Below are 20,548 nucleotides of genomic sequence, written 5' to 3'. Positions count from 1 at the left end.
TCACAGGTGAGAAGTGAGTGGGGGACAAGGAGTGCACAAATACCTCCCGTGGAGTGGTCGGGCAGGAGAAGTCACGCAGCGTCGGCGTGTTGGGTGTTGTCGACTACCAGTCGCAGCTGGTGACGACGGCCTCGTGCGGCGCGCTCGGCGTCCACCTCGGCCTGCCACTCGGAGAATCGGCGCCCAGCGAGCCGCTTGAGGTAGGCGGGAATCCGGTTGGCAGGAATGCCCACCAGGTGTGGCCCGAGTACGGCCAGCAGGTCGCTCGCCTCTTGGGAGGCCCAGCCTGCTTTCGCAATAGCGGCCTCGTCCGGGAACACGTCGGCGACTCGGTCGGTGTCCGGGTTCAGCGAGGAGTCCTGGGTGCCGCCGTACGAGAAGACCCACAGGAAGTTCGGCGGCGGGCTGGCCTCGACGAGGCGACGGAACCGTTCGACTTCCTTGCTATAGGCGTAAAAGTTGGTGCCCGGTCGTGCGAGGCAGATCCGCAGCCAGGCCTGAAGGTAGGCGTCGGAGAAGAAGTCGCCGCTGTCGTGAATCCGGATCCAGGCACCATGGAACTTGGCCGCGCTCAACTCGGTGACCATGGCGGTCTCCCAGGCGGAGAGGTCGTCGAGGACGAAGGCGAGGTTTGCGTGGTGCTTGGCGCGCACGACCGGCCAGGTGTAGGTGCCGTGGCGGGCGTAGCAGGCTTGAGCACAGACACCTGCGCTTGGGCAGGTGTTGAAGGTCCGGCCGTCAGCCAGCCGCCCAGCCCACGCGGGCAGCGACCAATTCCATGCGCCGATCTGGCGCATTTCGCTGTTCTGTGTGAGCAGCCGCGTAGGACGATCAGATTTTCGGGAGATGGGCTGTGAAGCAGGTATGGGAGTCCCCTCGATGTGAGCTGGTGGACGTCGCGCACTCGCGACGCAGGCAGTCCGCTTAGGCGGCGTCGAGCTCGATCTGCGACATCTCGCCCATCGCGCCCAGGGCATCGTCGGCGCCGAGTTCGACGAAGGAACTCGCGATTCCTGAAGAGTTGTCGGAGTATCCGGCGAGTTCTGCGGGGTTGGATGTGACCAACTCGTGCTCGACCGGAGAAGCGATGGACTGGAACGCCACCCTCTGCGTCCCAGTCGACAGAAGCCCTTGCCCGCGATCTGCGGAGAGCAGGAACTGCCGTTCACCCATGGACAAATCGAAGGTGCGGCAGATCTCGTCGATGGCCTGAGAGGCTTGCCGCAAAAGGATCTGCGTGGCCGCGTTCGCGACAACCGCCTTGCCCAGATCCGAGCCCAGCACATCCGCGGTGTCCTGAGTGGCCACCGTGAGGCCAGCCCAATGCTTACGTGAGGCCTTGGCCATTCTGAACAGGAACTCGGCGCCTGCGGGCTCCTTCATGAGCAACCATGCTTCGTCGACCACGACCAGGCGCGGTTTGCGGATGGTGGGATTGGATACCTGCCGCCACACCGCGTCGAGTGTGAGCAGCGTGCCGATGGGCTTGAGCTCGTCGGCCAGGTCCCGCAACGAGAACACCACCAGGTGTCCCTCCGGGCGAGTCGACGTGGGGCCGGAAAACAGCCCGGAGAACGCACCCGTGACGAACGGCTGCAGCCGCGCCGAAAGCTCGGCGCCAGCTGCGTCGCCGCCCTCAGCGAGCACTTCCGCTAGATCCGCCAGCAAGGGTGCCGGGCGGGTCCAAGTCCGCGGATCCGAGGTGATTCCTGCGCGTTGGTAAGTCACGGTGATCGCTCGGTCCAGCGCTGCTCGCTCGGTCGCGGCGAGTTCGCTACCGAGCAAGACTGAGATCACGGTGTGCAGGAACAACGATCGGCGGATAAGCGCATCGCGCGGTGCGGTGCGTCGCCCATCCGGGCGCGTGTGGATCGGCAGATCCATCGGGTTGAGGCGAACCTGCTCGGCACCCAAGTGGACATACGTCCCGCCGACAGCTGCAGCGAGCCGGGCGTACTCGTCTTCCGGATCGATGACGTGGATCTCGACGCCGCGGTACAGCGACCGCAGCAGTTCCAGCTTGACCAAGTACGACTTGCCTGCACCCGAGCGGCCGAGGATCACGGAGTTGTGGTTGTCCAGGGCGAAGCGGTCGTGGTGCACGAGGCCTTGGCTGCCAACGTTGAAGCCGTAGAGAACCCCGGTCGGTGCACCGACCGAGGTCGGGTCTGGTGGAGGCAGGTCCGGTGATGTGAACGGGAACGCTGCGGCCAGTGCGCTGGTGTCAAAGGTCCGGCGCATGCCAACCAGGTCCAGGCCCATAGGCAGGCTGGTAACCCACCCTTGCAGACTGCGATAGGTGGTCGGCTTGCAGTCCAACAGCAGCGATGCCGCCAGCGCCCGCACTGCGGCAACCTCGTCGCCGAGCGCTTCCTCGGTGGGTGCGTGCACCGTGAGGTACAGGCCCATCCGATACAACTTGCCCTCACCACGCGCGACCCGTGCTGCCAGGTCGTAAGCGTCTTCGGTTGCCGCTTCAACCTGGGGGTCGAGCAGACGCCCTTTCTCGCTGGTGTGACGCCGGCCGGACTCCAGTTTGGACAGCTGCTTCTTCAAGCGATCAGCTGCGGTAACGGGGTCGATCGGCTCGATGTGCAACGACACGTCCACGCGGCCTGGATAGGTCAGCAGCGGCTGAAGCCATCCGTTGTGCACTTCGCGCGGATAGCCGGTCACGGCGAACGAGGAGACCCACTCGCCACCAACCTCCAACGCACGGGGCCGGACAGAGATGGCGTCCGGGGTGAACGCACTGGCCCGACCGTGTAGCGGTCGGTTCTTCGATCGGAGTTTTCCCTTAGCCCTCATCGTCGGAACCTCCTTGCTGCGGTGTCGTAGTCGTCGGGCTCCTCGGCAGCGTCGTCGAAGCCATCGCTCCAGTCGTTCTCTGCAACGGGAGGCTGGTCCTGAGCAATGAGCGCAGACGGCCCGAACGCGGTCTCGTCCCAGCCCTCGTCGGGAACCGTCGTGATGACCTCGTCCGACGCGGCGAGCCCAGCGTTCGCCGGAATCAGGCTGTCGGGGTTGCACGCCGCGGCCAGGACTGCGGTCGCTTGGCCAGCATCCAGAGGCGTGACCGTGATCCCCGTAGGAGAGAGCAACTCGACCGCCTCTCCGAGCCGGCGGGCCAGCCGGGCTTCAGCGGCTCGGCGGCTGGTGTCGTCGACCTTGTCAGCGTGCTTAGCGGTGCGACGTCGCGCAGCCAATCCCGCCAGTGGTGAGGCACCACCCAGCCCGTCCGTCGGGCCGGTAGCGAGCACCGGCTCGCGCAGAACAAGCAGAACCTGACGGCGCAGCAACTCGGTAGCGCGACCGAGTTGATCGAGATACGCGGCGTGCTCGCGGGCGGCCTGCTCCAGTGCTGGGTGCGGCAAGCCGCCAGCCTGGTCGTGAAGCTCCGCGATCTGTGCCGACAGATCCAGCCGTTCCGCACGGATGAGCACTTGCACCGGGGCGGTAAGCGAGTGCAGATACCGTCCGAAACTTGCTACCAGGGACTCCTGCTCGGCAGGGGTGCGGAGACCGAAGTTGATCGTGGAACAGACCGCGACCGCGGCTACACCGTCCTTGCCGAGATCGATGACTCCGGTGTCGGTCACCGCTTCCGCAGGAAGCCGTAGCGCGGCCGGCGACACCGCTGCACCCGGCTGCTTAGCGCTGCCCTGGCTGCCGATAGTGGCGCGGTCTACGAGCCATTCCGGAGCCGAGCGGATGCCCTCGGGCGCGGTGACTCGGTGCTGAGGACTCATCCGCTGCCTCAGCGCGGCCAAAGCCAGTCGGTCCATGCTGATGCCGTCACGTTGGCCGAGCGCAAGGAACGTGGCTATCACGCCGATCGGTACGGCGACGACTAGAAACAACGCCAGCGGAACGAGCCCACGGGTCATCGTGAACGTGCCGTACAGCACGATCCCCGTGACGGCGAGGATGAGCAGCTGCCGTGCAGTCAGGGAACCGAGTACGCGATCCTCGCGATCGACATCGGCGGGAATCCTTACCGGCACGCTCATTTCTCTTCACCTCCTGGAACGGACTTAGGCGCGCGGAAGATGGGCGGCGGAACGGAGTGCACGCGTCGGTAGGCATCGCCGATGCGCGGCTCTGGTTGCGCCTGCCGGAACACCGGCGCAGCGGGCGCGGGCACTGGCCTGGCAGAGGCCGCGGGCTGCGGCGGTGTCGGCGTGGCCGGTTGAAACCGCAGCTGTGGTGGCACCGACGCAATTCGGATTGGGCGGGCCGATGGCGCTGTCGAGCCTTCTCGCCGAGGCCCACCAGCGATCTGGAACTGCGGAGCCGAGCCTGGTTGGGTTCCTCGCCGTGTCCCAGTAACCGCGGGGGTTGGTGCTGAGCTGAACACCGGAATAGCCGGGCCCAGTGCCTCAGGTACGACAGCTGGATTGTGGACAGTGTGCTGCGGCTGTGGTTGCAGGAACTGTGGAATCTGGGATGGCACACGCGGATGCCGTGCGGCACGCAGACGTTGTGCGGCATGGGCAGCCTGCAGACGTTTGGCGACCATCGCCGGAGTAGGAGTGAGATGTGGCTGGGCGGGCCATGGAGGGCCGGATGGTGCGGGTGCGGGACGTGCCCTGCCAGAGGAGGCAGCTGTGGCTGCCTGTCGTCCCACGGCGTGTCCACCAAGCAGACCCATCGCTTTGCCGAACACGAATGCACGTGCCAGCCCGCCGACGAACGAGCGTTGTCCGCTGGAGAGCTGGGACTGACGCAGCACCCAGCCGGGGATCTTCACGAGGATCCACATCAGGGCGATCAGGACGATGAGGTTGACGATCCCGTCAGATGTGGGGGTGCCGAAGACGGTGAAACCGCCGGGCTGCAAGAACACCTTGAGAGCGCAAATCAGTGCCAAGCTCTGTCCGAGTTGGATGCCGAGCACGCCGGCTCCGGTGCGCCAGAACCAGCGCGCTACACCCTCCGTCTGCGGCAGGCCGTGGCACATCAACGCCAGGGGCGCACCGGCGAGCAGGATCACCGTGAGCGCGACTCGTTCTATGTAGCCGATCCCGAGCGCGACCAACAGAATGGTCAACACCAGGGAGAGCAACCCGGCGAACAGCCCGCCAGTGAGCAACGAGTTCGCGACCAACGCGACGAACAACTCGGTCACCGCCTGACCGGTCGCCCGCGGATCGAGGGTGTCGCCCAGTACTGCGACTGAGGCGGCGTTGGCGAAATGGATCGCCTGATCACCGAGGAACAGACTGAGGTTGGCGGCGAGGAAGCCAGTCACGACTCGCGGGGCGATCTCGCGAACCGAGTAGCGGGACTGCACACTCTCGTGTCCCATTAACACGATCCCCGCCACGAGAACCAGTAGTGAGTAGACGGCAACGACGAACAACCGGGACTGCTCCCAGATCTCGCCGATACGTGGCAACTGGTCCAGCGTTGGAGTGGACAACAACGTGCTGCCGATCCACCTCAGCAGCATGTTCAGGGCCTCGCCGACCAGCCTGTTCACGAACGCCGAGATGCCCTCGCTGACACACGCGCTGGGGTTGGTGAAGCCGCACTCGTCACCGGGCAACGCCGGTGCTGGGCTCACCTGTGGGATCGACGGAGATGTTGGCGAAGGTGCGGTCGGCTGCGGCAAACACCCTGGCGGAAGGGGCTGTCCTGGCTGATTCGCCGGACAAGATGGTGACGTGACGGGGGTAGTGGTGGGAACGGGGCTTGAGGGTGCGGTGTTGGGTGTCGCAGGCTGAGCGGACGCCGAGAGTGTGAACAGGCCGCCGAGCACTGTGAGCAGGCTGGCGAGCAGCATCCACACCGCCCACCGCCGCACAGGTACCGACCGAGTCGCAGCCATGGAGCGACCGGTCGCTGAGGCACTCTGCCTCACCGGTGCCGGCTTCCGGTGACGGCGCTTGGGGGAGTGGGTGCCGGTCATGGCTAAGCCCCCACGATCCCTTTGAGGATCTCCACGACCAGCGGCGCCAACGCCGCGCCGCCATAGCCCATGCACGCGGACTTGAAGGCGGTCTTCGACTTCTCCATCTCGCCGGGATCACCGGCGCCAGCGATCCGGCGTACGAACGCGATCGACAGGAACACCGTCGCCAAGCCCGCCAGAATCCCCATGATCCAATTGCGGATGTTGTTCAGAACCTGGTCGACCGACGCTGCCAGCGCGACCACGTGCACGGTGTCAGCAGCAGCGGCAGACCTCGCGGATACGAACACAGCGAGAGCTACGAGCGCCGTGGCCATCAATCGCCGCCGCCACCCAGACATCGGAGTGCTGATGCCGTCGCCGGGAGTTGAGTCTGTGAGCGTCAGGTGGGCCAAGACCGACTCTGAGGGAGCTGCGCACTGGCCTGTCAGGTCTGATGGGGTTCGCTTGAACGCGGCGGGTGCGTGACTGGTCAGGCACATGGCGGCACCTCCGAAGATCGGGTGGAGCGCGGGTTGGTCCCGCATCCCTTAACTCCGGATTTCGCGTCCGTTTTGGACACACGACCTTGAAGTTTCTGTCCTGATTCGCCGTCTTCTGTGGACACGGAAAGTGACGGCCTCGGCAAGGCGCGAGTGGATCCGACCGGGCGTGACAGGGCGATCGCCGTAGCGACTTGGTCGGTGAGCTCGTCGGCAGGATCGGACTCGGCGGCGCTGTCACGGAGGTATGCAACGAGTCGGAGCTCAGCGCGCTTGCGCATCTTGTAGGCCGCCCACTCGCCGATCTGGTGCTGGGCGGACCACTCTGCGAGAGGCACTTCTTCCAAGCGTGTTGCGCCAATCAGCGCGGCCTCGGTCTGAGTCAGGACTCCGTCTGCGACCGCGCGGGCGAGCACCAAATCGGGGTGCCCCCACGGCGCCTGCGGAGGCGTGGAACAAAACCCCGGCGCGACCGGAGTCGGACCCGACAGCGCCTTGGTGAGCTCGTCGTAACCAGACCTGTAAGCGTCCCAGCGGAGCCGCAGCATGATCCGCGGTGACCGCAGATCCACGGTCGCCAAGGCAGCCAGAAATCCTCGCAGCACCTCGGCGTGCACGTCTGCTGGATCGCTGGCCAAACGGTCGGTCAAGGTCGCCGCAACAGAGAGCAGCGCGGGCAACGCGACGCCAACCGCCGCAACAGTCCAGGTCGCTCCTTCAGTACGGGAGCGCAACACCAGATGCGCCCACACTGCGTCGCGCGTTGCCTGCGAACACTCACGAGCCAGCAGCCGGTCGCGGACCTCGTCCAGTGGGATGTCGCGGTCAGGCAGACCCGTGAAGAGCCGGCCGTTGAGCGATACCGGGTGGGGCCCGGTCACGAGCCAGTTGAAAGCGTCTCGTGCGACATCCAACGAGTTCGAGGAACCGTCGTCCCGGCTGCGGCTAAGTGCTGAGTTCCTTGTCATCTCATGACTCCCAGTTCGTCGTGGCGAACAACAACGAATCCAGGAAGCCATGGCAGGTACCAGTGAAATACCACGGCGCTACTAGTGGCTGACCAAATCGGTCTGCACGTGCTACTAGCGAGCTACTATTTAAGCCGCCAGCTATCAGGAGTCGGCGTACCTGCTGTTGCGGGAGAGTCGCGCCTCAGTGAGGCCTGTAGGTGTTTTGAGCTGCTTCTCTAGTAGTTCACTAGTAGTGAGCCAGTGTCTCTCGGCGCGTGGCGTCAGGAGCTGTGAGGTTGGCGGACGAGCGCTCAAGAAAAATCTTGAAGAGATTTAGCTGCTGCGCAGGGCGATTCGATGCCCTTCCCGCTCATCTGATGTTGCTGGCAGGGCTCGGCTGTGGGGCTTAAGTCAAGACGACCGATTTGGTGTTGCTCGCTTGCCCGCGGGAGTCAGCGCCAAGAAAATCTGTGCTGGCTTGTCCAAAACGAGGCCAAAAAACGGAGTTAAGGGTGTCAGAACACGCGGCATCCCATCCGTCGAAGGGCGCTAACGATGACCCCCGTACACCGCAACGACCCCTCGGGAGGCGACTCCCGGCACGGTGCCCCCGAGTTCTCGCCAGCCTCGATCTCGCAACCGCCAGCTCGGCGAACACGGCGTTCGCGCATCCGCTACGGCACGGCGTTCTCTGTGCCCACGGCGCGGCCGAACACCGTGTGGCCGTGTGCCCAGGACGCCTTCCAAGAGGGCACAGGTTTGCTCGCCAGCTGGCTACTAGCAGCCGTCGTCAAGATCGTCACTACCTACACCACGCCCGGTCAACGAGTGCTGCTTCTAGCTCCCGCTGCGTACCTCGCACCGCCTGCACCACGGCGCTCGCCGTCGCGACGCAACCACGCTCAGGACAACCCGTACGTCGGCCTTCACGAAGCGGGCTGGACCGTAGTCCGACTTGGCCGCGGCATCCAGATCTCGACTGCGGTTGCAGACCCTGGCCCCACAGCCGAGTCCACCGCCGGCCAGGTCGGCGAGCGGAGATCCGGACCTGAACGCGACGCGACAAGTCCGCCTGCCGAACGCGCGGTCGGACAGTCTGCAGACCGACTGGACGAACCCAACTCCGGCGCGACTGGCGATGGTCCAGATCTCTACGACCTGATCATCACTGCAGCCGCGCCACACACGCTGAGTTGGTTTCGACCCACGGACTGGGCGGACATGCTCACCTCGGCAGGCACACTCGCTGTCGTCACTCATGGTGACAACTCCAGCGGTCGGTTTATCGACCCAGCGGCGGTCCTCGTACCCGCCGCGCGCCAGGCCCAACTGCGCTACCTCGACCGAATCGTGTTACTGCGCGAGCCCGTTCACGGCGGATCGCTCAGGGTGGTGTCGTCGGCCGAACGCGACCGTTCCCCGGCCTCGTGGGGACGGTCGACTGCCTTCGTTCGGCACGAGCGTGCGCATGCTGATCTCTTGGTGTTCACCGGTCATCGCGCCGTGGCCCAACTTCTCGACGTTGCGGAGGCCTCCGATGACTGACGGTGCCCTGCGGTGGCGAACCTCGCCGTTGTCCATCTGGCCAACCGGCCAGCGCGCTCCACTCACCCAGCTCCGCGACAGCGGCTGCGTTGCCGGTACCGAGGCCGACACCGACCTGATCCCGCCGACCGTCGCAGCCCACGCGATCGAGGCTTACACGCGTCCCGGTGATCTCGTTCTAGACCCAGATTGCGGCTCTGGGACCGTCATGGTCGAGGCGCTTCGCAACGGCCGTCACACAGTCGGACTGACCACAAGCGCTCGGTGGTGGGCGCTTGCCCGCGCCAACGTCACCGCCGCCAAAGCAGCCGGCGCGTGGCATGGCGGCTGGGTTCTCGATGCACGGCCCAAGCTCCTGACGAGTGCCCTCGCTGCCGGGCTGGTCGGGCAAGTCGGACTGGTCTTGGCCTCCTTGCGTGCCACACCTGAGCACCAGCAGATCCGGGTCCGCGGCACTGACGTCGCAACCGATGATCTCGCCACCACGATGCAGTACTGCGAGCCGTTGCTCCGCTCCGGAGGACATCTCGTCGTGGTCGCCCGGCCGAGTCGGAATCCGGACGGGTCTCTGGCCGACCTCACCACACCGCTGATCGCCGCGGCGACCGCCGCCAGGCTGGCACCGGTGGAACGGTGCGTTGCGCTGACCGCAGAGATCCGAGGCTCTCGACTGATCACCCGCGCTTCTCTTGCCGAACGCCGCGCCGCGAGACGAGCCCGAGCAGAGCGCGCGCCGACCGCACTCACTGCGCACCTCGAGGTGCTCGTTTTCCAGCTCGCTCACGATGCCGAACTCGCCGCCGCAGCCAGCGTGCCACCGCGAGCTGAGGACGACCCCCTCCGCGCTCCCGCCAACGGGGCCGACCGATCGCACGGGAGGCGAGCGGCATGACAACGCGCCTGCATTGCCGCGAGTGCGGCTGGCACCCCCAGTTCCGACGTGAGCGCACCGCACGACGCGCTGCCGCCCGTCACCAGTGCGTCAACACGCCTATGGCCGAGACCTGTCCACCGTGGTGGTCCCGATTGTGGACAACTCTGTGGACAAGCCTCACAAGGCAACCGGTCGCAAGCGCCGTGAGCGGTTCTATCAGCCCAGCTGGCCGAGCCGACCGCATCCAATGGGCGGCGCTTAGGTCGCACCATGCAGAAACCACCCGGCGAGCCCGTGCGGCGATGGTCGACCTCGTGCGCTCCGGTTACCAGATCGGGCCACCGCCCTACGGCTATCGCGCACTGAGGATCCGCGTCGTTGAGCTGGCTGGGCACAGCAATCTGCGTGCGGTCCTCGTACCGGAATGGCAGACAGCCGCGGTCGTCCGGCAGATCTTTGCCTGGCGAGCCGACGACGGCCTGACGTTCGCAGTCATCGCTGAACGACTCAACAGCGACCCACGCCGGTACCCGCCTCTTACGCCCAACGGTCAGTGGACCGCCAAGGCAGTTACGCGGGTCGTGACCAACGTCAAGTACACCGGGCGCCAGGTCTGGGCCCGCACGGCAGCCGGTCGCCCCGTACCTGTGGAGCAGTGGGTCACGTCAGCGCCGATGGTGCACGAACCACTGGTCGACGAACGCACCTTCCACCGAGCACAGCCCAAGCGCGCGTCAGAGGGAGGTGGCGCTCATGCCAGCGCTGCGTGACCACTTCGCCGTGCGCCTCGGTGCTCAGTCCGAGCTTGTCTCGGTGAACGGGCTCGATGCTGTTTTGCAGGGGATGGCTGACCTCAAGGAACAGTCGGTGAACTGTGCCGTCTCGCGCTTGTCCGATGAGCAGCTGGCGATGCGTCGGGTCGTTGCTTACGTTCGCGGCATCTTCGACGGCGTCAAGCGAGTGCTGGCAGATGACGGAACTGCCTGGTTGAGCGTCGGGGACGTCGTGACGGGCGCGCGCGGAAGCCGCGGTTCCTCGCTGGTGAGCGTTCCGTGGCGCATCGCGTTGGCACTGCAGGGCGACGGCTGGATCCTGCGTAACGCGATCGTCTGGTCCACCGCAGGGGAGATGAGCCGGCGGACCTTAGCGCTCAGCAATACCTACGAAACGATGCTGCTGTTTGCCAAGCAACGTAGGTACAGCTTCGACCTTGATGCTGTCCGTCTCGCAGCGCAAGAGGGCCAAGCGCAACGCCGCAATCCGGGCGATGTGTGGTTCAGCGCGGGAGCCGCATCTCCGCGGCCGGAACTGCCATTCGACGTCGCATCGCGCTGCATCACAGCGGGATGCCCTCGTGAAGGCGTAGTCGTCGACCCGTTTCACGATGCCGCGTCGGTGGAGTTCGCCGCTGTGCAGTCAGGGCGCCGATTCACCCGCGCCAACTCCGAGCGAAGCGACGAGAGGCAGAGGTGGGCGGCATGAACAGCTGGAGCGGGCTCGTGCACCACGAGGGGTCTGGCGTCACCCTCCTCAAGGGAGATGCCCTGCGTGTACTCAGCACCTTGGGTGCCGCCAGCGTGGACTGCGTGGTGACCTCCCCGCCTTACTGGGGCTTGCGCGACTACGGGGTCGACGGTCAGTACGGTATGGAACTGACCGTCGAGGACTACGCGGCGTCGTTGCGCAGAGTCTTCGCGGAGGTCAAACGCGTCCTGGCACCTACTGGAACGTGCTGGGTGAATCTTGGCGACTCCTACGGCGGCTCGTGGGGGAACTACGTCGCGGCTGGCTCGTCGTCTCGCACCGCACAAGACCGCGTGCGTGAGAGGCGCCATGGCGCTCACCGGCCGCCGCAGTCGCGCATGCCACGCAAGTCCTTGGTCGGAGTTCCATGGCGAGTGGCGTTCGCGATGTGCCAGGACGGATGGTTGCTGCGCAATGCCGTCATCTGGCACAAGCCGAACGCGGCACCGGAATCGGTCCGGGACAGGTTCAGCACCTCCTACGAAACGGTCTTCCTGTTCACAGCATCCGACCGCCACTACCTGAGCTCGACCAGCGAGACAGACCTGTGGAGTGTTCCGGTCCGGGCCTACCGCGGCGCACACACAGCAGTGGGACCGGTAGAGATTGCAGCGAAAGCGATCGCACTCGGCTGCCCTCGTGGAGGCGTCGTACTCGATCCCTTCAGCGGTACCGCGACGACCGGTATCGCAGCGCGAACACTCGGCCACCGCTACATCGGTATCGATCTCAACCCCGCGTTCCACGACCTTGCGATCGCCCGGCTCGCCGAACAGGAAGAGGTGACGCCATGGCAGCCAAGCCGCTGACCGTCGCAGAAGTCATGGTGCTGCCCGCCGTCGTCGACATCGTGGTCGCAGGCCGCGCTTTCGGACTCGGACGCACGACCGCGTACATGCTGGCGCGCAGAGGTGAGTTCCCATGCCGTGTCGTGAGAGTCGGCTCTGCCTATCGGGTTCCGACCGCGGACTTGCGTCGGGAACTCGGACTTGAGCCGCTTCCTCCGCAGCCGGTTCCGAGTTCGCGACCGCAGTCGATCGTGGCCAAGGTGCAGGACAAGCGTCGGACTCGTCACTGACAGTCCACACTCGACACGAACGGATTCCTATGTCTCGGGCCAAGTTCACCCATTTCTCGGGCTCGCCCGGGCTCGCATCGCGGCGCGAGGATCGTGGACATGCGATCGAAGAGGACTGAAGCGGCGAAGGGTGTGCCGCTCGGCTCCACCTACAAACGCTGCTCCTGTCGCGACCCCCTGACGAGGCGGGAGCTTGGCAAGTCGTGCCCGAAGCTGGCCAGAAGCGAGCACGGTTCGTGGGCCTACCGCATCGAGCTTCCCGAAGACGAGGACGGACTACGCAGGCCGCGCCGCCGCATCTCGTTCGACAACGAGGTCGCGGCGCAGAAAGAACTCGACCTCGTTCGAAGCTTGCTCGCGATCCCCAAACAGGGCGACGCCAAGTCGCTCACGCGGATCGGCGACCTCATCGCGGAGGCGATCAAGAACAAGGAACCGATCCCCGACGCGGACACCGTCCGCGCTCGGGTTCGGCCCAAGGGCGGACTGCGTGACAGGGTCAAGTTCGGCCCATACCTCCTGGACTGGTTGCCGAAGCGCAAGGGGCTGTCGAAGAACACCCACCGCAGCTACGAGTCGCACATCCGGCTCTACCTGGTGCCGGTCCTTGGAGAGATCTGGCTCGACGAACTGGAGGGTGGCGACTTCACCTTCATGATCGAGCGCATCGAGGAGTTCAACGACCAGATTGAGGACCTGCGCAAGAGCACCGACCCTGACAAGCGGGCGTTGGTGAGGTATCGCCGTCCGGTAGGTATCGCGTCGATGCACCGGATCATGGCCACAGCACGTAAGGCGCTCAACGACGCGATGTACGGCGAGGCGCGGCTGATCACTTTCAATCCGGCCGTCAAGGTCGAGCTACCGCCCGAGGTACGGCCCAAACCGCTTGTGTGGACTGACGCCCGCGTGGCGCGCTGGGTGGAGACGGGGGAGATCCCCGGCAAGGTGATGGTCTGGACGCCAGAGCAGACAGGCACCTTCCTCGACTTCATCGCGCACCACCGCCTGTACGCGTACTTTCACCTGCTTGCTCATGCGGGGCTGCGTCGCGGCGAAGGCCTTGGGCAGTACTGGGTCGACTTCGACGAGGACACGGGGACCCTCGCGATTCGGTTCCAGCTGTTGCAGGTCGGCTGGGAGACCGAGTTCGGGACTCCGAAGACCGACAGCAGCGTCGCCATCATCACGGTCGACCGCGGGACGGTTCTGGAGCTGTGCGCTCACCGATCCCGGCAACAGCGTGAGCGTGACGAGGCAGGAGACGCCTGGGCCAACCTCGGGCTGATGTTCACCGAGCCCGACGGCTCACCGCTGCACCCAGCCGACGTCACCGACCTCTTCAACGCGCTCGTTGAGGAAGCGGGACTGCCGCCGATCCGCCTGCACGATCTGCGCCACGGAGCTGCGACCTTCGCACTCGCATCCGGGGCGGACATGAAGATCGTGTCCAGCATGCTCCGGCACTCCTCGATCACCATCACCGCGGACACCTACACCGGCGTACTGCCCCAGGTCGCACAAGCCACAGCTGAGGGCATCGCCCGTTTGGTACCGCGCAAGGTCACCTCATACCGGATCATGCCGGACCGTCCGGCGATCGAAGATCATCCGCGTCTCGGGCTCGTCTCGGGCTCGCAAACCATGATCCACAACGCAGAAACGGAGAATGAAGATGAACCCCCGAAATGCCAAGAAGCAGGTAGAGACGAATCTCTACCTGCTTCTCTGGAGTACGCCGCCAGGGACTCGAACCCCGGACCCGCTGATTAAGAGTCAGCTGCTCTAACCAACTGAGCTAGCGGCGCTTGTTTGTGTGCCGGAGGCTTGCTCGTTCCGACGTGAAGAACGTTAGCACAGGGGTTCCAACGGGTTTTCACGCGGGTCACCCGTTCGACGTTTTGAACCCCGTGTGCAGGAGCCACTGGGCCGCCGCGTAGGTCGGCATGACGCCGGTCGACGCCACTCGCGCCGCGCGTCCCCTGAGGACGAACCGGCTCGCGCCGAGCAGGGCGTCCGAGACCGCGAACAGCGCCGCACCACCGAAAACCCGTCGTGCGCCGGCGCCTCGGGCCGTGGAGGCGGCGGCGACCATCGTGCCGAGTGTCAGGGCGTAGAGGCCTACCGGCTTTCCCATCGGGCCTGCCGCTCGCGCGAACACCACGGCTCCCGCGGCCGAGGCCACGACAATGGGGACGACGGCCTTGCGTGAGCCGGGTGACGAGCGGCGGGCCAGTGCGGCGGTGTAGCCGACGTGGGCGACCAGGAAGCTGAAGAGTCCTGTTCGGAACGCCTTGTCCGAGTCGCCGAGCAGTGCCACGTCGCCGAGCCACGAGCCGGCCAGACCGACCGCCATGCCGGGGTCGTGAGGTGGGCTGGCGACGGCCAGTACGGGCATCAGGGCGGTCTTCGTCACAGTGCGCGCGGGCTTGGCGCCGCGCACGGCTGCCGCGATCGAGTCCACGATCGCGGCAACCGCGTACGCCTGCTTCTTCATGAGCTCAGACTAAAAGCCTCAGCTCAGGGTCACCGCCGTGTCGTCGATCACGAACGACGTCTGGAGCGAGGCGTCCTCCACACCGGTGAACTTGACGGTCACCGTCTGGCCAGCGAACGAGGACACGTCGAACGTCTTGAGCACGTAACCCGCTGCCGCGTTCGTGTTCGAGAGCGTGGCGAGGGTGGTGGTGCCCGCGGTGACCGTCAGCTTGTCGTAGACGGTGCTGCCGGTCTCCTTGGTGTCGATGTGGACGTAGAACGTCAGCGACGCCTTGCATCCGGCGGGGATCGTCACCGACTGGGACAGCGTGTCGGTGTGCGAGGAGCCGTAGCCGTTCAGCCAGGACGACCACGTGCCCGAACGGGCGGGTTCGCCGTCCGCGCTGTGCTGGCCGATGACGCCCGAGGACGCCGTCCACGACGTGGCGCCGGACTCGAAGCCAGGGTTGGCGAGCTTCTGGCCGGAGCAGTTGCCGCCGCCGGTGCCGACGGTCCAGCTGAACGACGCCGTGCCGCTCTTGCCGGCGCTGTCCTGCGCGGTCACCGTGACGTTCGAGGTGGCGGCGGTGGTCGGGGTGCCGGAGATGGTGCCATTGCCGGAGTTGATGGAGAGGCCGGCGGGCAGGCCGGTGGCGGACCAGCTGTACGGCGCGGTGCCGCCGCTCGCGGACAGCGGCAGGCTCACCGCGGTGCCGACGGTGCTGGACTGGTTGCCGGGGTTGCCGATCGTCACCGTGCCGGTCGCGCTGCACGTCGGGTCGGCCGACTGCGCGGGCACGCTGATCGCGTCCCAGGCCGCCTTGACCGTGTTGAACTCCGCGCAGCTACCGGGGTAGAGGTTCTTCGCGGCGGTCAGCGTCCACGTGCGGTACTTGAGGTACGAGCTGCTGGAGGTCTTGAGCAGCATGGCGTTGTAGAAGATCTTGATGGCCTTCTCGACGCCGAGACCGGTGATCGACGTGTTGTTGCACGTGGTGCTCGTCGGCTGGCCGTTGGTCGGGTTCGTGCCCTGTGAAAGCAGGTAGAACCAGTGGTTGCCGGGACCCGCGGCCGCGTGGACCTCGGCGTTCGGGATCGAGCTGGAGTAGCAGTTCGCGTGGTTCAGCGCGGACGGGTTGTACATGTTGCGGATCGGGCCGTTGCCGACGAGGTTGATCGTCTCGCCGACGAGGAAGTCAGGCGTGTCGTAGGGCGACGGCTCGTTGGCGAACCACTCGGTGGTGGCGCCGAAGACGTCCGCGACGAACTCCTGCGTGCCGGACCCGGAGATGCCGCCCGGCGTGTGGTCGTCGATGCCGTGGCCGAGCTCATGTGCGACGACGTCGATCGAGCCGATCCACTGACCCGCGGTGTTCTTGCCGATCTGGACCTGGCTGCCGTCGTAGTAGGCGTTCTGGTCGTTCAGGCCGACGCGCATCGGCCAGCCGCCGCCGTTGCCGTCGAAACCGTTGCGGCCGAGCCACTGCGAGAGCATCTTCGACTCGGTCTGCGCCGCGAACAGAACGTCGACGCAGCCGGTCTCGCGGTTGGTCTGGGTGCCGTTGCCCCACGTGTCGGTGGTCTTGGTGAACGTCGTGTTGTTCGCCGCGTCCTGGCAGCTGACGTTGGTCAGCGTGGGGTCCTTGAGCGAGTAGTTCGAACCGGAGTGCGTGGTGGCGATGGTGACGGGGTTCGGACCGTTCCAGCCGCTGGTGCCGGTGCCGTGCATGACGCGTTCCTGCTTGCGCAGCACCTTGCCGGTGGCGGCGTCCACGACCACGTCGAGCTTGCTCGGGCCCTCGGAGTCACGGCCGGTGACGGTGACCTTCCAGGCAAGCGTCGGAGCGGAGTCGAGCGCGTAGACGACCTGTTCCGCGGCACCGACGCCATCCACAGTGGACATCGCGGTCTTCGCGGTGGTCTCGGCCTGCGCCTTGGTGACGGAAGGCGTGGTGCTGGCGAGGTCGATCGTCGCGTTCTGGCTGACGGAGGTCTGCAGGACCTGGCCGGTCGAGTTCGTGACGACGACGAAATCGCCGCCCACGACCGGAATTCCCTTGTACGTCCGGTCGTACGGGACGTACTTGAGGCCGTTCGTCGACGAGATCACGCCGTGGCGGACGAACGCGTCGTTCGAGCCGGCGTGCAGCTGGGCAGGGCGGCTCTCGACGAGGCTCGCGGCCGCGTCCACGGCCAATGCCTCAGCGGTCTGAGTCGGTTGGGCGGCGGCGGTCTGCGCGCCGGTCTGGGTGAGAACGGCTGCGACCAGTGAACCTGCCGCGGCCAGCACGAGTGTGCGTCTGGCTTGCATTTTTCTCCTCGTTGCAGGGCGAACGGACCGGCCCTCGGTTGCAGGGGGAGCCGGTGCGTTCGTCGAGGTGAATGTGGTGGCGGAGCAGGGAAAGGATGAGTTGCGCGGCGACCGTTAACAAGTACTAACTTATTCACACCAACAATTCGTGCGCATTTGTAGGACTTGCGTCCGCGCATTCCTTTGTCTGGCTCGATGTTCGATTTGCCCCGAGAAGTCTGCGCAGGGCGGTTGGCGTGTGTCCGAGGTGTTCGCGCACTGTGCGGCACAGGTGCGCCTGGTCGGCGAACCCGAGGTCGGCGGCGAGCGCGGCGAGGCTGGGTTCCCCTTCCGCCAGGCGATCCAGCGCGCGGGAGACGCGCATCCCGTTGCGGTAGCGGGTCAGCGACACCCCGAGCTCACGGGTGAAAGCGCGGCTCAGGCGGTACGGCGAGACGGTGAGAAGATCAGCCAGCGGAATCAGTCCGGACGCTGCCGGGTGGTCGTCGCCGATCACGCCACGAGCCTTCGCCACCAACGCGCTGTCGCCGCTGCCGCCCGGGGTGGGAGTGGAGACGACCTGCTGGACGGCGCGCGCCACCAGCCCCACCAGTTCCTCGGCCCCGTCGTCACGCGCGGCCAGCAGCAGTCGTCTATGGGCGAGATCGAGCCTGCCGTCCACGTACAGCGACGATCCGGCGAGCAGCGGCGCCTCGCCTGCCAGCGAACGCCACAGGTCGGGCCGCAGACTGATCGACGTGCACACGTCCCCGCCCGCGGGATGGGAGAAGTGCTCCTCCTCACCGGGTAAACCGAGATAGCCGACCGTGCGATCCAGATCGGTGCACACGCCCCGGACCCGGCGCCGGAAACCGCCACTGCGCACGAGCACGAGCCGCACGTCCGCGCGCGGCCTCTCGGCCGACCAGCCGCGGTGGTCGTCGCGGCAGTCCACCGCGGACACGGTGAACTCCGGGCGGGCCGCGAGAGCGATGAAGGAGAGCACCCCTTCAGGCTAGGGACGGGGTCTGACATTTTTCGCGCGCAAGGATGTTCAAGACCGGAGAGGCGGTCGCGGAGCAGGCTGGTGCCCGTCGATCCAGAAGGAGAAGAACATGCCCGCCCAGCTCACCACGATCGTCCTCGACTGCGCCGACCCCGGCCCGCTGGCCGAGTTCTACCGCGCCGTCACCGGGTGGAAGATCACCTCCAGCGACGACGATTCCGTCTATCTGGGCGAGAACGGCGTCCAGCTCGCGTTCGTCCGCGTGCCGGACCACCGGCCTCCGTCGTGGCCGGGCTCGGACAAGCAGGCGCACCTGGACTTCCACGTCGAGGACGTCGCGCTCGCGGTCGAGCAACTGCTCGAACTCGGTGCCACCAAACCGGATTTCCAGCCCGGTGAGGGCCAGTGGACCGTGCTGGCCGACCCGCAGGGCCACCTGTTCTGTCTGGCGGCGTGACGCGTCATGGCCTCCATCAGCCTGGAAATCATGATCGAGTCCAGCGCCGACGACGTGTGGAAGGTCATCGGCGAGTTCGCCACCGGCCCGTCCCGGATGGCCCCGGGGTTCGTGGTGGACACCCGGTCCGAAGCCGACTTCCGCACCGTCACGTTCGCCGACGGCACCGTGGTCACGGAACGGCGGATCGGCGTCGACGACCAAGCGCGCCGGATCGCGTACTCGATCGTCGGCGGCTCCGTGGAACCGATCCACGACAACGCGTCCATGCAGGTTTTCCCCTACGGCGAACGGCGTTGCCGACTGGTGTGGACGCGTGACGTGCTGCCCGACCGGCTGGCCGCGCCCATGGCCGACTCGATGTCGCGCGGACTCGAGGTCGTCAAGCGGACGTTCGAGAAGTCGTAGTGCGACAACGGAAAGCGGCTCGCCGCACGATGTGCGCTGACCGTGGAGGTCGGCCGTAGCAGGGTGGCTTCACCGTGCTGGTTGAAGTAGTAGCTGTGCGCGGTGGAGCACTGGCCGAGGGAGAACACCGAGTTCTGCGTGACCTTGGCGCGCATGCGTTCGAGGAACTCGTCGTTGGCCCGTTGCGTGATCTCGAAGACCGACGAACCACGGGAGCGCATCGCCGTGAACAGCCGTCGAACGTGCGCCATCTGGCACTCGATCGTCGTGAAGTACGAGAGTCCGCTGTAGGAGTAGGGACTGTTGAGTGACAGGTAGTTCGGGAACCCCGGCACCGTCACGCCTTCGTAGGCCTGGAACCGGTTCTGCCGCCACCACGCGCCGAGATCCCTGCCGTCGCGCCCGATCACCTCGAACGCCGGGAAGTTGGTGTCCCACAGGTTGAATCCCGTTGCCAGCACGAGGACATCGATCTCGGTGCGGCCCTGCGCCGTCTCGACACCGGTGGCGTCGATTCGTTCGATCGGCGACGTCTCCAGCCGCACGTGCGGTCGCGCGAACGTGCGGAAGTAGTCGTTGGAGAACGTGGGCCGCTTGCAGCCGAACGAGTAGTCCGGCGTGAGCTTGCGACGTAGCTCCGGATCGCGGACCTGACGGTGCAGGTGCGCCCGGCACCACCGCTCCGCCAGCCGGTTCACGACCCGCAACTGCCTGTAGCGCACCACTCCCGAGATCATCATCAGTTCGAGGACCGAACTGCCGATCCACCGCACGGTCCGTTGCGCGAACGGCAGCCGCGCGAACAACTTCCTGACCGGCGACGGGATCGGGTGGTCGGGCTTCGGGCTGACCCAGATCGGCGTGCGCTGGAAGATGGTCAGCGCGGACGCCTGCTTCGCCAGTTCGGGGATCAGTTGCACAGCGGTGGCCCCGGTGCCGATCACCGCCACCCGCTCGCCGGTCAGGTCGGCGGGCTGCCACGCGGCGGTGTGGAGCACCTTGCCCTGGAACGACTCGACGCCCGCGATGTCCGGCGTCTTCGGCATCGACAGGAACCCCGTGGCGGTCACGAGGTACCGCGCGGTGAAGGTCTCCTCACCCGCGACGACCTCCCAGCGATCGTCCCGCCAGCGTGCGCCGGTCACCGTCACGCCGAAGCGCATCAACGGCCGCAACCCGTACTTCACGGCCACATGCTCGGAGTAACGCTTGAGTTCGGAACCTGGCGCGAACAACCGTGACCAGTGCGGATTCGGCTCGAACGAGTACGAGTAGGTCGGGGACGGGATGTCGACGGCCAGCCCCGGATACCTGTTCACGTGCCAGGTGCCGCCGAGGTCGTCCTCCCGCTCCAGGATCAGCAGGCCGTGCAGCCCGAGCCGTTTGAGTTCGATCGCCGCGCCCATGCCGCCGAATCCGGCGCCGACCACGATCGCGTCGTACTGCGGGGCCATCCCGACCTCCTGCTGAAACGGAATCGCATGTCAGTTTCGGAACCGTATGTCAGTTCCGAGGTGATCGCAAGACTCCGCAGGTCATAGA

Annotated in this window: 17 protein-coding genes, 1 tRNA gene and 1 pseudogene; 7 read left to right on the top strand and 12 right to left on the bottom strand. The window is 66.1% G+C overall.

Annotated elements, in window-relative coordinates:
* Window positions 1-71: 71 nt before the first annotated feature.
* The 6 genes from ACIRG5_RS38710 to ACIRG5_RS38685 all read right to left on the bottom strand — a co-directional run bounded on the left by ACIRG5_RS38710 (window position 72) and on the right by ACIRG5_RS38685 (window position 7,364).
* Entirely contained in the window at window positions 72-818 is a 747-nt protein-coding gene (locus ACIRG5_RS38710) for a hypothetical protein (protein WP_402914586.1), read from the bottom strand.
* Between the two features lie 106 nt (window positions 819-924).
* On the bottom strand, window positions 925-2,808 hold the full coding sequence (locus ACIRG5_RS38705) for a VirB4 family type IV secretion system protein (protein ID WP_402914472.1): 1,884 nt from the start codon (window positions 2,806-2,808) through the stop codon (window positions 925-927).
* Entirely contained in the window at window positions 2,805-4,010 is a 1,206-nt protein-coding gene (locus ACIRG5_RS38700; protein ID WP_402914469.1) for a PrgI family protein, read from the bottom strand. The genes ACIRG5_RS38705 and ACIRG5_RS38700 overlap by 4 nt, the downstream gene beginning before the upstream one ends.
* The gene (locus ACIRG5_RS38695; protein WP_402914466.1) at window positions 4,007-5,566 is read right to left on the bottom strand and encodes a hypothetical protein; all 1,560 of its coding nucleotides are present in this window, start codon (window positions 5,564-5,566) and stop codon (window positions 4,007-4,009) included. Before ACIRG5_RS38695 ends, ACIRG5_RS38700 begins: the two co-directional genes overlap by 4 nt.
* Window positions 5,567-5,913: 347 nt before the next feature.
* Window positions 5,914-6,159 carry a hypothetical protein gene (locus ACIRG5_RS38690; RefSeq protein WP_402914463.1) on the bottom strand — a complete coding sequence of 82 codons (246 nt, stop codon included), beginning with the start codon at window positions 6,157-6,159 and terminating at the stop codon, window positions 5,914-5,916.
* 227 nt (window positions 6,160-6,386) lie between these two features.
* Window positions 6,387-7,364, bottom strand: a complete 978-nt coding sequence (locus ACIRG5_RS38685; RefSeq protein ID WP_402914461.1) for a hypothetical protein — start codon at window positions 7,362-7,364, stop codon at window positions 6,387-6,389.
* Between the two features lie 1,240 nt (window positions 7,365-8,604).
* Here ACIRG5_RS38685 and ACIRG5_RS38680 point away from each other — a divergent pair.
* The 4 genes from ACIRG5_RS38680 to ACIRG5_RS38665 all read left to right on the top strand — a co-directional run bounded on the left by ACIRG5_RS38680 (window position 8,605) and on the right by ACIRG5_RS38665 (window position 12,098).
* Window positions 8,605-9,783, top strand: coding sequence for a DNA methyltransferase (locus tag ACIRG5_RS38680; RefSeq protein ID WP_402914458.1), 1,179 nt, complete (start codon window positions 8,605-8,607; stop codon window positions 9,781-9,783).
* 284 nt (window positions 9,784-10,067) lie between these two features.
* Window positions 10,068-10,535, top strand: coding sequence for a recombinase family protein (locus tag ACIRG5_RS38675; protein ID WP_402914456.1), 468 nt, complete (start codon window positions 10,068-10,070; stop codon window positions 10,533-10,535).
* Window positions 10,519-11,247 (top strand): DNA methyltransferase, encoded by a 729-nt coding sequence (locus ACIRG5_RS38670; protein WP_402914454.1) that lies wholly within the window; start codon window positions 10,519-10,521, stop codon window positions 11,245-11,247. The genes ACIRG5_RS38675 and ACIRG5_RS38670 overlap by 17 nt, the downstream gene beginning before the upstream one ends.
* Window positions 11,244-12,098, top strand: a complete 855-nt coding sequence (locus tag ACIRG5_RS38665; protein WP_402914452.1) for a DNA-methyltransferase — start codon at window positions 11,244-11,246, stop codon at window positions 12,096-12,098. Before ACIRG5_RS38670 ends, ACIRG5_RS38665 begins: the two co-directional genes overlap by 4 nt.
* Window positions 12,099-12,643: 545 nt before the next feature.
* Here ACIRG5_RS38665 and ACIRG5_RS38660 read toward each other — a convergent pair.
* The gene (locus ACIRG5_RS38660; RefSeq protein WP_402914449.1) at window positions 12,644-13,138 is read right to left on the bottom strand and encodes a hypothetical protein; all 495 of its coding nucleotides are present in this window, start codon (window positions 13,136-13,138) and stop codon (window positions 12,644-12,646) included.
* On the opposite strand from ACIRG5_RS38660, the gene ACIRG5_RS38655 reads away from it, so the two are divergent.
* Window positions 13,022-14,140, top strand: a complete 1,119-nt coding sequence (locus tag ACIRG5_RS38655) for a tyrosine-type recombinase/integrase (RefSeq protein ID WP_402914584.1) — start codon at window positions 13,022-13,024, stop codon at window positions 14,138-14,140. The two genes, ACIRG5_RS38660 and ACIRG5_RS38655, sit on opposite strands and share 117 nt — an antisense overlap.
* On the opposite strand, the gene ACIRG5_RS38650 is transcribed toward ACIRG5_RS38655, so the two are convergent.
* From ACIRG5_RS38650 to ACIRG5_RS38635, 4 genes are all read right to left on the bottom strand, one after another.
* Window positions 14,102-14,175, bottom strand: a tRNA-Lys gene (locus tag ACIRG5_RS38650). The two genes, ACIRG5_RS38655 and ACIRG5_RS38650, sit on opposite strands and share 39 nt — an antisense overlap.
* Window positions 14,176-14,252: 77 nt before the next feature.
* Window positions 14,253-14,864: a lysoplasmalogenase gene (locus ACIRG5_RS38645; RefSeq protein WP_402914446.1), complete on the bottom strand. Its 612-nt coding sequence runs from the start codon at window positions 14,862-14,864 to the stop codon at window positions 14,253-14,255.
* A gap of 18 nt (window positions 14,865-14,882) precedes the next feature.
* Window positions 14,883-17,156, bottom strand: coding sequence for a M4 family metallopeptidase (locus ACIRG5_RS38640; RefSeq protein WP_402914444.1), 2,274 nt, complete (start codon window positions 17,154-17,156; stop codon window positions 14,883-14,885).
* A 133-nt stretch (window positions 17,157-17,289) separates the two neighbouring features.
* A complete protein-coding gene (locus ACIRG5_RS38635) occupies window positions 17,290-18,141 on the bottom strand; it encodes a helix-turn-helix domain-containing protein (RefSeq protein WP_402914441.1) in 852 nt (283 codons plus the stop codon).
* 109 nt (window positions 18,142-18,250) lie between these two features.
* Between ACIRG5_RS38635 and ACIRG5_RS38630 the strand changes: the two genes are divergently transcribed.
* Together ACIRG5_RS38630 and ACIRG5_RS38625 are read left to right on the top strand one after the other, a co-directional pair.
* Window positions 18,251-18,598, top strand: coding sequence for a VOC family protein (locus ACIRG5_RS38630; protein WP_402914439.1), 348 nt, complete (start codon window positions 18,251-18,253; stop codon window positions 18,596-18,598).
* 6 nt (window positions 18,599-18,604) lie between these two features.
* Window positions 18,605-18,919 (top strand): annotated as a pseudogene (locus ACIRG5_RS38625) (SRPBCC family protein); the annotation flags it as partial.
* On the opposite strand, the gene ACIRG5_RS38620 reads toward ACIRG5_RS38625, so the two are convergent.
* Window positions 18,880-20,460: a flavin-containing monooxygenase gene (locus tag ACIRG5_RS38620; RefSeq protein ID WP_402914437.1), complete on the bottom strand. Its 1,581-nt coding sequence runs from the start codon at window positions 20,458-20,460 to the stop codon at window positions 18,880-18,882. The pseudogene ACIRG5_RS38625 and the gene ACIRG5_RS38620 overlap by 40 nt on opposite strands.
* Between the last annotated feature and the right edge of the window lie 88 nt (window positions 20,461-20,548).

It is taken from the genome of Lentzea sp. NPDC102401 (assembly GCF_044765805.1).
Classification (GTDB): Bacteria; Actinomycetota; Actinomycetes; order Mycobacteriales; family Pseudonocardiaceae; genus Lentzea; species Lentzea sokolovensis.
The sequence above is the reverse complement of the archived record's forward strand: the minus strand, read 5'-3'. Positions and strand labels throughout refer to the sequence as shown.

Bases quoted from the DNA above. Each gene is read 5' to 3' on its own strand.
- ACIRG5_RS38705 (WP_402914472.1), bottom strand. From the start codon at position 2,808: ATGAGGGCTAAGGGAAAACTCCGATCGAAGAACCGACCGCTACACGGT.
- ACIRG5_RS38700 (WP_402914469.1), bottom strand. From the start codon at position 4,010: ATGAGCGTGCCGGTAAGGATTCCCGCCGATGTCGATCGCGAGGATCGC.
- ACIRG5_RS38685 (WP_402914461.1), bottom strand. From the start codon at position 7,364: ATGACAAGGAACTCAGCACTTAGCCGCAGCCGGGACGACGGTTCCTCG.
- ACIRG5_RS38680 (WP_402914458.1), top strand. From the start codon at position 8,605: ATGGTGACAACTCCAGCGGTCGGTTTATCGACCCAGCGGCGGTCCTCG.
- ACIRG5_RS38675 (WP_402914456.1), top strand. From the start codon at position 10,068: ATGGTCGACCTCGTGCGCTCCGGTTACCAGATCGGGCCACCGCCCTAC.
- ACIRG5_RS38670 (WP_402914454.1), top strand. From the start codon at position 10,519: ATGCCAGCGCTGCGTGACCACTTCGCCGTGCGCCTCGGTGCTCAGTCC.
- ACIRG5_RS38665 (WP_402914452.1), top strand. From the start codon at position 11,244: ATGAACAGCTGGAGCGGGCTCGTGCACCACGAGGGGTCTGGCGTCACC.
- ACIRG5_RS38655 (WP_402914584.1), top strand. From the start codon at position 13,022: ATGATCGAGCGCATCGAGGAGTTCAACGACCAGATTGAGGACCTGCGC.
- ACIRG5_RS38645 (WP_402914446.1), bottom strand. From the start codon at position 14,864: ATGAAGAAGCAGGCGTACGCGGTTGCCGCGATCGTGGACTCGATCGCG.
- ACIRG5_RS38640 (WP_402914444.1), bottom strand. From the start codon at position 17,156: ATGCAAGCCAGACGCACACTCGTGCTGGCCGCGGCAGGTTCACTGGTC.
- ACIRG5_RS38630 (WP_402914439.1), top strand. From the start codon at position 18,251: ATGCCCGCCCAGCTCACCACGATCGTCCTCGACTGCGCCGACCCCGGC.
- ACIRG5_RS38620 (WP_402914437.1), bottom strand. From the start codon at position 20,460: ATGGCCCCGCAGTACGACGCGATCGTGGTCGGCGCCGGATTCGGCGGC.